Origin of the sequence: Azospirillum sp. TSH20, from assembly GCF_003115935.1 — a bacterium.
Classification (GTDB): domain Bacteria; phylum Pseudomonadota; class Alphaproteobacteria; order Azospirillales; family Azospirillaceae; genus Azospirillum.
Map to the genome: position 1 here is coordinate 70,244 of NZ_LGQU01000045.1, position 13,601 is coordinate 83,844.

11 protein-coding genes are annotated in these 13,601 nt (G+C 68.1%); 9 read left to right on the forward strand and 2 right to left on the reverse strand.

Features of this window, described 5'->3' with window-relative positions; genetic code table 11:
- The first annotated feature begins 104 nt into the window (after positions 1-104).
- The 7 genes from TSH20_RS13050 (at position 105) to TSH20_RS13080 (ending at position 8,211) form a co-directional block, all read left to right on the forward strand.
- Positions 105-989 carry an SMP-30/gluconolactonase/LRE family protein gene (locus TSH20_RS13050; protein ID WP_109075149.1) on the forward strand — a complete coding sequence of 295 codons (885 nt, stop codon included), beginning with the start codon at positions 105-107 and terminating at the stop codon, positions 987-989.
- 2 nt (positions 990-991) lie between these two features.
- The gene (locus TSH20_RS13055; RefSeq protein WP_109075150.1) at positions 992-1,942 is read left to right on the forward strand and encodes a LysR family transcriptional regulator; all 951 of its coding nucleotides are present in this window, start codon (positions 992-994) and stop codon (positions 1,940-1,942) included.
- A 182-nt stretch (positions 1,943-2,124) separates the two neighbouring features.
- Positions 2,125-2,655, forward strand: a complete 531-nt coding sequence (locus TSH20_RS13060) for a formate dehydrogenase subunit gamma (protein WP_109075151.1) — start codon at positions 2,125-2,127, stop codon at positions 2,653-2,655.
- Positions 2,652-4,232 carry an NADH-quinone oxidoreductase subunit NuoF gene (locus TSH20_RS13065; protein ID WP_109075152.1) on the forward strand — a complete coding sequence of 527 codons (1,581 nt, stop codon included), beginning with the start codon at positions 2,652-2,654 and terminating at the stop codon, positions 4,230-4,232. Before TSH20_RS13060 ends, TSH20_RS13065 begins: the two co-directional genes overlap by 4 nt.
- Before the next feature lie 23 nt (positions 4,233-4,255).
- Positions 4,256-7,111, forward strand: coding sequence for a formate dehydrogenase subunit alpha (fdhF, locus tag TSH20_RS13070; protein WP_109075153.1), 2,856 nt, complete (start codon positions 4,256-4,258; stop codon positions 7,109-7,111).
- Positions 7,112-7,131: 20 nt separating this feature from the next.
- Positions 7,132-7,959, forward strand: coding sequence for a formate dehydrogenase accessory sulfurtransferase FdhD (gene fdhD / locus TSH20_RS13075; RefSeq protein WP_109075154.1), 828 nt, complete (start codon positions 7,132-7,134; stop codon positions 7,957-7,959).
- A gap of 24 nt (positions 7,960-7,983) precedes the next feature.
- Entirely contained in the window at positions 7,984-8,211 is a 228-nt protein-coding gene (locus TSH20_RS13080; RefSeq protein WP_109075155.1) for a formate dehydrogenase subunit delta, read from the forward strand.
- A gap of 16 nt (positions 8,212-8,227) precedes the next feature.
- Here TSH20_RS13080 and TSH20_RS13085 read toward each other — a convergent pair whose 3' ends face one another.
- Together TSH20_RS13085 and TSH20_RS13090 are read right to left on the reverse strand one after the other, a co-directional pair.
- Positions 8,228-8,608, reverse strand: a complete 381-nt coding sequence (locus TSH20_RS13085) for a VOC family protein (RefSeq protein ID WP_109075156.1) — start codon at positions 8,606-8,608, stop codon at positions 8,228-8,230.
- 7 nt (positions 8,609-8,615) lie between these two features.
- Entirely contained in the window at positions 8,616-10,118 is a 1,503-nt protein-coding gene (locus TSH20_RS13090; protein WP_109075157.1) for a L,D-transpeptidase family protein, read from the reverse strand.
- Positions 10,119-10,530: 412 nt separating this feature from the next.
- On the opposite strand from TSH20_RS13090, the gene urtA reads away from it, so the two are divergent.
- Both urtA and urtB read left to right on the forward strand, forming a co-directional pair.
- Entirely contained in the window at positions 10,531-11,784 is a 1,254-nt protein-coding gene (gene urtA / locus TSH20_RS13095; protein WP_247871381.1) for an urea ABC transporter substrate-binding protein, read from the forward strand.
- 194 nt (positions 11,785-11,978) lie between these two features.
- A complete protein-coding gene (urtB, locus tag TSH20_RS13100; protein ID WP_109075159.1) occupies positions 11,979-13,601 on the forward strand; it encodes an urea ABC transporter permease subunit UrtB in 1,623 nt (540 codons plus the stop codon).

Sequence of the window (13,601 nt, forward strand, 5' to 3'; positions counted from 1 at the left end):
ACGCTGTTCCATCCCGCCGCCCACCGGCGCCCCCACCGGCGGGCTTGATCGGGCGGCCGATCTGTCCGACCCTGCGGGTCCGTTGGAACAGTGAGGATCACGCGATGACCGCCTTCACCTGCGTGCTCGACGCCCGTGCCAAGCTGGGGGAGGGGCCGGTCTGGTCGGTGGACGAACAGGCGCTCTATTGGGTCGACATCAAGGGCCGGGCGCTGAACCGCTTCGATCCCGCCACCGGCGCCAACCGCGTTACCCAATTGCCGGAGGAGATCGGCTGCGTCGCCCCGCGCAAGGGCGGCGGCTTCATCGCCGGCCTGCGCTCCGGCCTGTGGCAGCTGGACGGGGAGGGGCGGCCGGTGACCCGTCTCGCCGCCAATCCGGAGGACCAGGGCGCCAGCCGCTTCAACGACGGCAAGACCGATCCCGCCGGCCGCTATCTCGCCGGCACGCTGGACGAGCCGAAGGCCGGCGGCAAGGCGCATCTCTACCGCTATGACCGGCGCGGGCTGGCGGTGCTGGCCGGCGGGCTGCTGACCTCCAACGGCCTCGCCTTCAGCCCGGACGGGCGGACGCTCTACCACGCCGACACGCCGACCTTCACCGTCCGCCGCTACCGCTACGACCCGGCCACCGGCGCGATCTCCGACGGCGAGGTCTTCATCCGGCTGGAGCCGAAGGAGGGCGACCGCGGCCGGCCGGACGGCGCGGCGGTGGATGCGGAGGGCTGCTATTGGACGGCGCTCTATGAGGGCGGGCGGGTCGCGCGCTTCTCCCCCGATGGCCGCCTGCTGTCGGAACACCCGCTGCCGGCGCGCTGCCCGACCATGGTCGCCTTCGGCGGTCCCGACCTGCGCACGCTCTACGTCACCACCGCCAGCGCCGGCCGCCCGGCCGACGAGCTGGAGCGCTTCCAGCAGTCCGGCGGCCTGTTCGCCATGGCGGTGGAGGTTCCGGGCCTGCCGGTGCCGCCCTTCGACCCGGCGGCCTGAGCATGTTCCGCAAGTTCGTCTATCTGCTGGCTCTGTCGCGCGAAAAGCATTTCGGCCGTGCGGCGGAAAGCTGCCACGTCTCGCAGCCCACCCTCTCCAACGCCATCCGCCAGCTGGAGGAGGAGCTTCAGGTCCCCATCGTCGAGCGCGGCCAGAAGTTCGAAGGCTTCACGCCCGAGGGGATGAAGGTGCTGGAATATGCCCGCCGCATCGTCGGCGAGCGCGACAACCTGCGCCACGAGCTGCTGGCCCTGGCCCAGGGCGTCACCGGCCATCTGCGGCTCGGCGCCATTCCCACGGCTCTGCCGGCGGTGCCGCATGTGCTGACGCCCTTCGCCACGCGCTTCCCGCACATCCGCTCCAGCATCGTCTCGCTTAGTTCGCGCGAGATCCAGCGCGGTCTCGACGAATTCGAACTCGACGCCGCCATCACCTATCTCGACAACGAACCGCTGAACAACGTCCGCACCCTGCCGCTCTACACCGAGCGCTATTACCTGCTGGCGCGGCGCGACGAGTTGCCGGAGGAGCTGGTCGCGCAGGGGGCGGTCGCCTGGGAAAAGGCCGCCGACCTGCGGCTCTGCCTGCTGACGCCCGACATGCAGAACCGCCGCATCGCCGACACCGCCTTTCGCATGACCGGGCGGACGGTGCAGGCGGCGATGGAGACCAACTCCATCGTCAGCCTCTACATCATCGTGCGCACCGGCACCTGCGCCAGCATCGTCCCCGGCCAGCTGCTGACCGTCGTCCCGCCGAATGCCGACATCATCGCCCTGCCGCTGGTCGATCCGGAACTGAGCCACGTCGTCGGCCTCGCCTATGCCGACCGCGACCCGCCGCCGCCGCTGGCCAGGGCTCTGGCGGTGGCGGCATCCGACGCCGACATCGCCCACCGGATCGCGATCAGCGTCGCCGAGGCGATGATCCCCTGGCGGGTGGCGATCCGCTGACGGGCCGTTCCTGATAGCCAAAAGCTATCAGCCCATCGGAAAATACAATTTGCTGGCATACCGTATCCTCCGACACTCTGACGGTGCCGGGCGCTGAGAGACGCCTGGAAAAAGCCAACAGAGCCAAGCCAGAACGACGCCGACCTCAAGTGCGGCGCGGACGATCGCAAGGAGGGACACCCGTGAACGCAAGCCATCCGTGGAGCGCTGAGCGCGCCATGACGATTGTCGAAAGCAATCGGCATCTGCGCGGCGCCCTGCTGCCGATCCTTCACGCGCTGCAGGAAGAGTTCGGCTATATCGACGAACAGGCCATCCCCCTTCTGGCGACGGAGCTGAACCTCTCGCGCGCCGACGTGCATGGCGTCGTCTCCTTCTACCACGAATTCCGCCGCGAAAAGCCCGGCCGCCACATCATCAAGGTCTGCCGGGCCGAGGCCTGCCAGTCGATGGGCGCCAACGCGCTGGTCGACCACATCAAGAAGAGCCTGCAGGTCGATTTCCACGGCACCACCGCCGACGGCGCCTTCACCCTGGAACCGGTCTTCTGCCTCGGCAACTGCGCCCTCTCGCCCGCCGTCATGATCGACGAGAACCTGCACGGCCGGGTCTCGCCCGACCGCTTCGACGAACTGGCGGCCGAGACGCGGACCAACCCGCAGGCTCACCAGCAGATTCCCCGCGCCCTCAGCCACAAGGGTCACGCGCAATGAGCGGCCATCTGATCACCGTCTTCGTCCCGCGCGACTCCGCCGCCCTCTCGGTCGGCGCCGACGCCGTGGCCGCCGCTATCCGGACCGAGGCCACCAAGCGCGACCTGCCGTTGCGCATCGTCCGCAACGGCTCGCGCGGCATGCTCTACCTGGAACCGCTGGTCGAAGTCGAAACTCCGGAAGGCCGCGTGGCCTACGGCCCGGTCACCCCGACCGACGTGCCCGGCCTGTTCGACGCCGGCTTCCTGACCGGGGGTGAGCACGCGCTGGGCCACGGCCTGACCGAGGAAATCCCCTATTTCAAGAACCAGGAGCGGCTGACCTTCGCCCGCTGCGGCATCATTGATCCGCTGTCGGTCGAGGACTACCGCGCCCATGGCGGTTTCCGGGGCCTTGAGAACGCGCTGGCGATGTCCCAGGCGGAGATCGTCCAGGTGGTGACCGACAGCGGCCTGCGCGGCCGTGGCGGCGCCGGCTTCCCCACCGGCATCAAGTGGAACACGGTGATGCAGGCCAAGGCGGACGAGAAGTTCGTCTGCTGCAATGCCGATGAGGGCGACAGCGGCACCTTCGCCGACCGCATGATCATCGAAGGCGATCCCTTCTGTCTGATCGAGGGCATGACCATCGCCGCCATCGCGGTGGGGGCAACCTCAGGCTACGTCTACATGCGGTCGGAATACCCGCACGCCACCGCGACCCTGCGCCATGCCATCAAGCTGGCCTATGACGAGGGCTGGCTCGGCGACAACATCCACGGCACCGACCGCAGCTTCCACCTCGACGTCCGCGTCGGCGCCGGCGCCTACATCTGCGGCGAGGAAACCGCGATGCTGGAAAGCCTGGAGGGCAAGCGCGGCATGGTCCGCGCCAAGCCGCCGCTGCCGGCGCTGGAAGGCCTGTTCGGCAAGCCGACGGTGGTCAACAACGTGCTGTCGCTCTGCTCGGTGCCGATCATCCTCGACAAGGGCGGCGAGTATTACCGCGATTTTGGCGTCGGCCGGTCGCGCGGCACGCTGCCCTTCCAGCTCGCCGGCAACATCAAGAATGGCGGCATCGTCGAGAAGGCCTTCGGCATCACCCTGCACGAGCTGCTGTACGAGTATGGCGGCGGCACCATCACCGGCCGGCCGATCCGCGCGGTGCAGGTCGGCGGTCCGCTCGGCGCCTACCTCCCGCCCTCGCAGTTCGACCTGCCCAAGGATTACGAGGCCTTCGCGGCGCAGGACGCGATGGTCGGCCACGGCGGCATCGTCGTCTTCGACGACAGCGTCGACATGGCCCAGCAGGCGCGCTTCGCCATGGAATTCTGCGTGGCGGAATCCTGCGGCAAATGCACCCCCTGCCGCATCGGCTCGACCCGCGGGATGGAGACGCTGGACAAGATCATCGCCGGCAAGAACGTCGATGCGAACCTCGAACTGCTCGCCGACCTTTGCGACGTGATGGTGGACGGCTCGCTCTGCGCCATGGGTGGCATGACGCCCTATCCGGTGCGCAGCGCGGTGAAGCACTTCCCGGAAGACTTCCGCAAAAAAGCCCCGGCCGTCCGCGTCACCCACATCGCCGCCGAATAACGAGCGACCCAGGAGCACCCGAGATGACCCTCATCCACGAGACCGACTACGGCACACCCGCCCGCGTCTCCGAGACCCTGGTGACGCTGGAGATCGACGGCCGCGCCATCACCGTTCCCGAAGGCACCTCCGTGATGCGAGCCGCGATGGACGCCGGCATCACCGTGCCGAAGCTGTGCGCCACCGACAGCCTGGAGCCCTTCGGCTCCTGCCGCCTCTGCGCGGTGGAGATCGAGGGGCGCCGCGGCACCCCGGCCTCCTGCACCACCCCCGTCGCCCCCGGCATGAAGGTCCACACCCAGACCGACAAGCTGGCTAAGCTGCGCCGCGGCGTGATGGAGCTGTACATCTCCGACCATCCGCTCGACTGCCTGACCTGCGCCGCCAACGGTGATTGCGAGTTGCAGGACATGGCCGGCGCAGTGGGCTTGCGCAACGTCCGGTACGGTTTCGACGGCGAAAACCATCGCGCCGCCGCGAAGGACGAGAGCAACCCCTACTTCACCTTCGATGCCTCCAAGTGCATCGTCTGCTCGCGCTGCGTCCGTGCCTGCCAGGAGACCCAGGGCACCTTCGCGCTGACCATCGACAGCCGCGGCTTCGCCTCCACGGTGTCGGCGGGTGCCAAGGAAAGCTTCATGGACAGCGAGTGCGTGTCCTGCGGCGCCTGCGTCCAGGCCTGCCCGACCGCGACCCTGACCGAGAAGTCGATCATCGAGCACGGCCAACCCGAACACAGCGTCATCACCACCTGCGCCTATTGCGGCGTCGGCTGCTCCTTCAAGGCCGAGCTTCAGGGCACCACGGTGGTCCGCATGACGCCGTGGAAGAACGGCGGCGCCAACGAGGGCCACTCCTGCGTCAAGGGCCGCTTCGCCTGGGGCTACGCCACCCACAAGGACCGCATCATGAAGCCCATGGTGCGCGAGAAGATCACCGACCCGTGGCGCGAGGTGTCGTGGGAGGAGGCGATCGCCTACGCCGCCGAGCGTCTGAAGGCGGTGCAGGCCAGGTATGGCCGTGGCTCCATCGGCGGCATCACCTCGTCGCGCTGCACCAACGAGGAGGTCTATGTCGTCCAGAAGATGATCCGGGCCGCCTTCGGCACCAACAACATCGACACCTGCGCCCGCGTCTGCCATTCGCCGACCGGCTACGGCCTGTCGCAGACCTTCGGCACTTCGGCCGGCACCCAGGACTTCAAGAGCGTCGACAAGTCCGACGTCATCCTGGTCATCGGCGCCAACCCGACCGACGGCCACCCGGTGTTCGGGTCGCGCATGAAGAAGCGCCTGCGCGCCGGAGCCAAGCTGATCGTCATCGACCCGCGCCGCATCGATCTGGTGCGCAGCCCGCACGTCCAGGCCGAGTACCACCTCCAGCTCCAGCCCGGCACCAACGTCGCCGTGGTCAACGCCATCGCCCACACCATCGTCACCGAGGGGCTGGTGAACCGCGCCTTCGTCGAGGAGCGCTGCGATCCCAAGGAGTTCGCGAAGTGGGAGGCGTTCATCGCCGAGCACCGCAACTCGCCGGAATATCTGGAATCGCGCACCGGCGTTCCCGCCGATCGGGTCCGCGCCGCCGCTCGCCTCTACGCCACCGGCGGCAACGCCGCGATCTACTACGGCCTGGGCGTGACCGAGCACAGCCAGGGCTCCAGCACGGTGATGGCGATCGCCAACCTCGCGATGGCGACCGGCAACATCGGCCGCGAGGGCGTCGGCGTGAACCCGTTGCGCGGCCAGAACAACGTGCAGGGCTCCTGCGACATGGGCTCCTTCCCGCACGAGCTGCCGGGCTACCGCCACGTGTCGGACGACATCGTCCGCCAGGAGTTCGAGGCCGCCTGGGGCGTCACGCTGGATCCGGAACCCGGCCTGCGCATCCCCAACATGTTCGACAGCGCGCATGACGGCAGCTTCCGCGGCCTGTTCGTGCAGGGCGAGGACATCGTCCAGTCCGATCCCAACACCACCCACGTCACCTCGGCGCTGGAATCGCTGGACATCGTCATCGTCCAGGACCTGTTCCTGAACGAGACGGCCGCCTTCGCCCACGTCTTCTTCCCCGGCACCTCCTTCCTGGAGAAGGACGGCACCTTCACCAACGCCGAGCGCCGCATCAACCGCGTCCGCAAGGCGATGCCGTCCAAGGTCGGCAAGGACGAGCATTGGGTCGCCTGCGCGCTGGCGACGGCGATGGGCTACCCGATGCACTACGAGACCACGTCGGAAATCATGGACGAGATCGCCCGGCTGACCCCGACCTTCCGCGGCGTCAGCTTCGAGAAGCTCGACCGCGTCGGCAGCGTGCAGTGGCCCTGCACCGGCTTCGAGGACGACGACACCGGCATGGCGATCATGCATGGCGAGAGCTTCGCCCGCGGTCTCGGCCGCTTCGTGGTCACCGAATATGTGCCGACCGACGAGCGGACGACGCGGATGTACCCGTTGGTGCTGACCACTGGCCGCATCCTCGCCCACTACAATGTCGGCGCCCAGACCCGGCGCACCGCCAATGTGGCCTGGCATCCGGAGGACGTGCTGGAGATCAACGCGGTGGATGCCGAGATCCGGGGCGTCAAGGATGGCGACATGGTGTCGCTCGCCAGCCGCATGGGGGCGACGACGCTGCGCGCCGTCATCTCCGACCGCATGCCGGCCGGCGTCGTCTACACCACCTTCCACCACCCGGTGACCGGCGCCAACGTCATCACCACGGAAAATTCGGACTGGGCGACCAACTGCCCCGAATACAAGGTGACGGCGGTGCAGGTCACCCGCAGCAACCAGCCGTCCGACTGGCAGGTCGACTACGCGAAGAACGACGTCGAGCGCAAGCGCATCGCCGCCGCCAACGTCATCGCCGCCGAATAATGGCCTGAGGAGTGGGAAGCATGACCGCGATGCCTTCTGGTTCCATCCGTCCCGACGACAGCCTCATGTGCTCCATTGCCGTCACCGGCACCGGCTTTTCCGCCGGTGTCGGGATGGAGGACGGCGCGGATGTCGAATGGCAGGTGCCGGAGGAAACCGCGGTCGCTTTCGAATACAACGGCCGGTCCCATGCCGTGATGATGGCGACCCCCGCCGATCTGGAAGACTTCGCGCTGGGCTTCAGCCTTGCCGAGGAGATCGTCGGGACCGCCGCTGATATCGAGAAAATCGCCGTGCGGGAAACGCCGCTGGGCTTCGTCGTCAACCTGACGGTCGACCCGCTGCGTCTCCTGCGCGGAAGCCTGCGCAGCCGCTCCATGGAGGGGCGGAGCGGCTGTGGCCTGTGCGGCGTGGACAGTCTTGTCCACGCCGTTCGGGAGCCCCGCAAGATCGAAACCGCGCTGGAGGTCGACCCGGCCGCCGTGGCCGCCGCCTTCCGCGCCCTGCCGGACCATCAGCCGATGAACCGGGCCAACCGATCGGTCCATGCGGCGGCATGGTGCGCGCCCGACGGCAGCATCCGGCTGGCCCGCGAGGATGTCGGCCGCCACAACGCGCTGGACAAGCTGATCGGCGCCATTGCCGGTTCAGGTGCCGACCCGGCCGGCGGCTTCGTGGTGATGACCAGCCGCTGCAGCTTCGAACTGGTGCAGAAGACCGCCGCGGTGGGCATCCCGCTGCTGGCGACCATCTCGGCCCCGACGGCGCTGGCGCTTGAACTGGCGCGCAACGCCAACTTGACCCTGGGCGCGCTGTCGCGCCGCGACACCGTCATCCTGTTCCGCTGATACCAACCCATTCCGGAGACACCGATGAGCCACACGAACCACGCCAAGGATCTGGTCCGGATGGCGAACCAGATCGCCGTCCATTTCGCCACCTACCCCCATGAGGAGGCTGTGACGGAGACGGCGACCCACATCCGCAAATTCTGGGATCCGCGCATGCGCGCCGGCCTGTTCGCCCATGTCCAGTCCGGCGGCGAAGCCGACCTGCACGAGGTCGCGCGCGGCGCGGTGGGGATGCTGCAGGCACGCTGAGGACGGAGCAACGCCTTCAGACGTAATTGGCGATCTCGACCAGATTGTCGTCGGGGTCGCGGAAATAGACGGAACGGATCGGCCCGGTGGCGCCCGTGCGGCTCACCGGGCCTTCCTCTATGGTGATGTCGCGAGCCTTGAGTTCGGCGATCACTTCGTCCAGCGGCGTGTCGGCGATCAGGCAGAAGTCGCCGCTGCCGGCGGTGGGGCGGGCGGCCTTCGGTTCGTACTCCCGCCCGACCTCGTGCAGGTTGATCTTCTGCGCGCCGAAAGACAGGGCGCGGCGGCCGCCGGCGAAGGTGACGACCTCCATCCCCAGCACGTCGCGGTAGAAGGCGCAAGTCGCCTCGATGGAGGCGACCGTCAGCACGAAATGGTCGATCCGGGCGATCCGCATCCCGGCCTCACATGCCGGTCGGTGTCGGCAGCGGCTTGGCCGGAGCAGGGGTGGAGGCGGAGGACAGCGGCGTCGGCGCATGGGCGGTCGGGACCGGCAGCGGCGCCGGCTTCGACAGCGGACGCGGCGTCGAGGCCGGCGTCACCGGATTTGCCGCCGCCGGATTTGCCGACATGGCCGGAGCCGCCGAACCCGATTGGCCGGACGGAGTCGCCAGCGTGGGCGGATCCTCGTAGATGTCCGGGTGGACGCGCACCACGCCGGCGGTGTCGACCGACGCATTCCAGTAGACGAAGCGCACGGGGATGGCGTTCGGCAGCCGGATCGTCTTGGTCTCCCCGGTGTCGAGCTGCTGGCTGATGACGGCCGGCGTCACCTTGGCCGCACCCAGCAGCGTTTCCGCCATCATCCGGGCATCCTCCAGCCGTACGCAGCCGGAGCTGGCGGCGCGCAGGTCGCGGCTGAACAGCCTGGGGTCGTTGGTGCCGTGCAGGAAGATGCCGTCGCCGTTGGTCAGGTTGAAGCGGAAGCGGCCCAGCGCGTTGTCGTCGCCCGGCTTCTGGACGATGCGCACGCGGCCGGGATCGACCGACCACCAGTTGACCGACTGCGTGTTGACCACCTCCGATCCGTCCAGATAGACGGCGGCGTTCTTGATGCCGGTGGTGCCCTTCTTGCGCAGGGCCGGCAGCTTGTCCTCGCTCAGCACCGTCGGCGGGACGGTCCAGGTCGGGTTGATGGTGACGCTGGTGATCTTGTCCTGCAGCAGCGGCGTCTTGCGCGACGGCCGGCCGACCACCGCCCGCATGGTGAAGGCGGGGCGGCCATGTTCGATGAGGGTGACGGACTGGCCGGGCAGGTTGACCAGCACCGTGGTGTCGGGGATGGAGGCCTGCTGCGCCCGCATCGCCGCGGCGGCGCGGCGCAGCAGCGCCACCGTCTGCGCCGGGGTGCGGTCCAGCGCCTGGCGCGTCACCTCGCCCACCTTGCCGTCAGGCTGCAGCCCCTCGGCGAGCTGGAAGGCGCGCACGGCAGCCTCGACATCGTCGTTGAAGCTGTCGGTCCATTTGTCGGCGGGCAGATAGCCCAGCTCGATCAGGCGGCGGGAAATCCGGCCGACGCGGTCGGCCAGCGGCGAGCGCACGGAGATCACCACCGGCGGCGCCGGCTCGACCGGGGCTAGTCCTGGCAGGGTGGGGGCCTGCGCCTGCACCTCGGCGGGGGGCACGTCCATCGCCGGGGCGACGCCCTCGATCATGCCGCCGTCGCCCAGCTTCACCACCGCGCCATAGCCGATGCGGGTGGCAGGCGCCTTGGGCGCGTTCTGAATTTCCTGCGCGCGCTGGTCCAGCGCCGCGGCCCAGCCCGCGACCAGCGGCGGCTTGGCGGCGTACGCCGCCTCCTTCGCCGCTGCGGTCAGCGCCGGACCGCTCAGGACGACGCCGACCAGCCCGCCGACCAGGCAGAAGGCGGCGGAGCGGCGGGAGATCGGGCGGCGGAGATCATGCATGGCGATGGGACCGGAACGTGAACGGAAAGGATCGAGCGTTGTATCCTTCGATGAGCCTTCCACAATCCGCAAGCGACATTTGGTGTCGGCAGCTCTGCTGTTCACACTGTTGCTCCCTTGCATCGCCGTCCCACTCGCCGGCGGCTGTCTCCGTTACACGCGCTCATCCAGCAGTTGGACGCTGAGGCGGCGGTTTTATTCCGAACCTTCGCCGGTGGTACGGCAATGGAGGCGCTGGCGTGGCCGTATGTGTCATTTGACGTAGATACCGCCTTTCGCATGCGCGGTAGCTTTTCCCCCGACGATGTGGCGAAGCCCCGGAGCAACCGGGGCGCCAAAGGAAGGGGGCAACTTCATGCGGACCAAGCAACTGACGTCCAGCTTCGGGATCAGCGCGCTGGCCGGTCTGGCCATGGGCGCGATGGCGTCCTTCGCGATGCCGGCCCAGGCGGCGGACGACACCATCAAGGTGGGCATCCTGCATTCCCTGTCCGGCACGATGGCGATCAGCGAGACGACGTTGAAGGACGTCATGCTGATGCTGATCGACGAGCAGAACAAGAAGGGCGGCCTGCTGGGCAAGAAGCTGGAGCCGGTGGTGGTCGATCCGGCCTCCAACTGGCCGCTGTTCGCCGAAAAGGCGCGCGAGCTGATCAGCAAGGACAAGGTGTCGGCCGTGTTCGGCTGCTGGACCTCGGTCAGCCGCAAGTCGGTGCTGCCGGTGTTCGAGGAGCTGAACAACATCCTCTTCTACCCGGTCCAGTATGAGGGCGAGGAGTCCTCCCGCAACGTCTTCTACACCGGCGCCGCGCCGAACCAGCAGGCGATCCCGGCCGTCGACTACCTGATGCAGAAGGAAAAGGTCCAGCGCTGGGTGCTGGCCGGTACCGACTACGTCTATCCGCGCACGACCAACAAGATCCTCGAAGCCTACCTGAAGGGCAAGGGCGTCAAGCCCGAGGACATCATGATCAACTACACGCCGTTCGGTCATTCCGACTGGCAGTCGATCGTGGCGGACATCAAGAAGTTCGGGTCGGCCGGCAAGAAGACCGCCGTCGTCTCCACCATCAACGGCGACGCCAACGTTCCCTTCTACAAGGAACTGGGCAACCAGGGCGTGAAGGCGCAGGACATTCCGGTCGTCGCCTTCTCCGTCGGCGAAGAAGAGCTGGCCGGCATCGACACCAAGCCGCTGCTCGGCCATCTGGCCGCCTGGAACTACTTCCAGTCCGTGGAGACCCCGGCGAACGCCGAGTTCATCAAGGAATGGAAGGCCTATACCAAGAACGACAAGCGCGTCACCAACGACCCGATGGAAGCCCACTATATCGGCTTCAACATGTGGGTGAAGGCGGTCGAGGCGGCCGGCACCACCGAGCCGGACAAGGTCATCGACGCCATGGTCGGCGTGTCGGTCCCCAACCTGACCGGCGGCTATTCGGCGATGCTGCCGAACCACCACATCACCAAGCCGGTGCTGATCGGCGAAGTGCAGGAGAACGGCCAGTTCGACGTCGTCTCCAAGACCTCGGGCCTCGTCCCGGGCGACGAGTGGTCGGACTATCTGCCGGACAGCAAGGACCTGATCGCCGACTGGCGCAAGCCGATGTCCTGCGGCAACTTCAACGTGAAGACCGGCAAGTGCGGCGGCAAGGGGTCGTGAGGGTAGCGTTTGCTGACCTGATCGTCTGAGTGGTCGCGACGCTTGCCCCCACCCTAACCCTCCCCCGCTCTCGGCCGACCGAAGGTCGGTCCGATGCGGAGGAGGGGATCTCTCCCTCCCCTGCGAAGCGGGGGAGGGGCGGGGTGGGGGCAAGCGTCGCACGTCTTTAAGCCCCCCGCACCGAAGGACCCGCGATGCGACGCGCTCTCCGCTGGCTGATGGCCGTCTGTGTGGTGGTCGCCACATCGACCGCCGCCTATGCCGCCGATCTCCGCCCGCTTGTCCAGGCCCTGGGCAGCGGCGGCTATTCCGGAACCGAAAAGGCCCTGGCGCAACTGTCGGAGGCCGGCGACCCGGCCGCCGTGCCGGTGATCGAGGCGCTGCAGGCCGGCGACCTCTATGTGCGCAAGGCCGATGGGACCGTGGTCGTCGCCCGCAAGGCCGGCGACGCCTTCACCCTGACCGACCCGCTGACCCGTGCCGCGCTGGGCGATGCGCCGGCCGCCGCGGTCGAGAAGATCCGCATCAACAATTCGCTGCGCCGCGCCATCAGCGCTTCGCTGGGCGCCCTCACCCTGATGAGCCCCGATGCCGGCGTCCGCCGCTCCGCCGCCGATGCGGTGTTCAAGAGCCGCGACGCCGCTGCGCTGGAGACGCTGAATGCCGCCATCGCCAAGGAGCAGGACAAGGGCGTGCGCGCCGCCATGGAGCAGGCACGCGCCGCCATCCTGCTGACCGGCGAGGCCGCGTCGAAGATGAGCGATGCCGAAATCCAGTCGGCGACCGACACGCTGGCCGCCCGCGGCGACCGCGACGCGCTGGTGCTGCTGAACATGGTCGCCGGTTCCGGCGCGTCCGACGTCACCAAGCGCTCTGCCGCCGCCGCCGTCTCCACCCTGGAACAGAAGCTGGCCTTCTGGGCCGCCTTGCAGAATCTCTGGTACGGGCTGTCGCTGGGGTCGGTGCTGCTGCTGGCCGCCATCGGCCTCGCCGTCACCTTCGGCGTGATGGGTGTCATCAACATGGCCCATGGCGAGATGGTGATGATCGGCGCCTACACCACCTTCCTGGTGCAGGAGTTCTTCCGCGCCCATGCCCCCGGCCTGTTCGACCTGTCGATCCTGGTGGCGCTGCCCGCCGCCTTCATCGTGTCGGGCGGCGTCGGCATCATCATCGAGCGCAGCGTGATCCGCTGGCTCTACGGTCGTCCCTTGGAAACGCTGCTCGCCACCTGGGGCCTGTCTCTCGCGCTCCAACAGGCGGTGCGCTCCATCTTCGGCCCGACCAACCGCGAGGTGGGGGCGCCGAGCTGGATGTCCGGCGCCTTCGAACTGGGCGGCCTGACCATCACCTATGGCCGGCTGTGGATCGTCATCTTCGCCTTCACCGTCTTCGCCGCGCTGCTGGTGGCGCTGAAGCGCACCTGGTTCGGCCTGTCGATCCGCGCGGTGACGCAGAACCGGCCGATGGCCAACGCCATGGGCATCCGCACCGCGCGGGTGGACGCGCTGACCTTCGGTCTCGGCTCCGGCATCGCCGGTCTGGCCGGGGTGGCCCTGAGCCAGATCGACAATGTCAGCCCGAACCTCGGCCAGGGCTACATCATCGACAGCTTCATGGTCGTGGTGTTCGGCGGAGTGGGCAACCTTTGGGGCACGCTGGTCGGCGCGCTGACGCTGGGGTCCATCAACAAGTTCCTGGAGCCTTACGCCGGTGCGGTGCTGGGCAAGATCCTGGTGCTGATCTTCATCATCCTGTTCATCCAACGGCGTCCGCGCGGCCTGTTCGCGCTGAAGGGCCGCGCGGTGGAGGCCTGA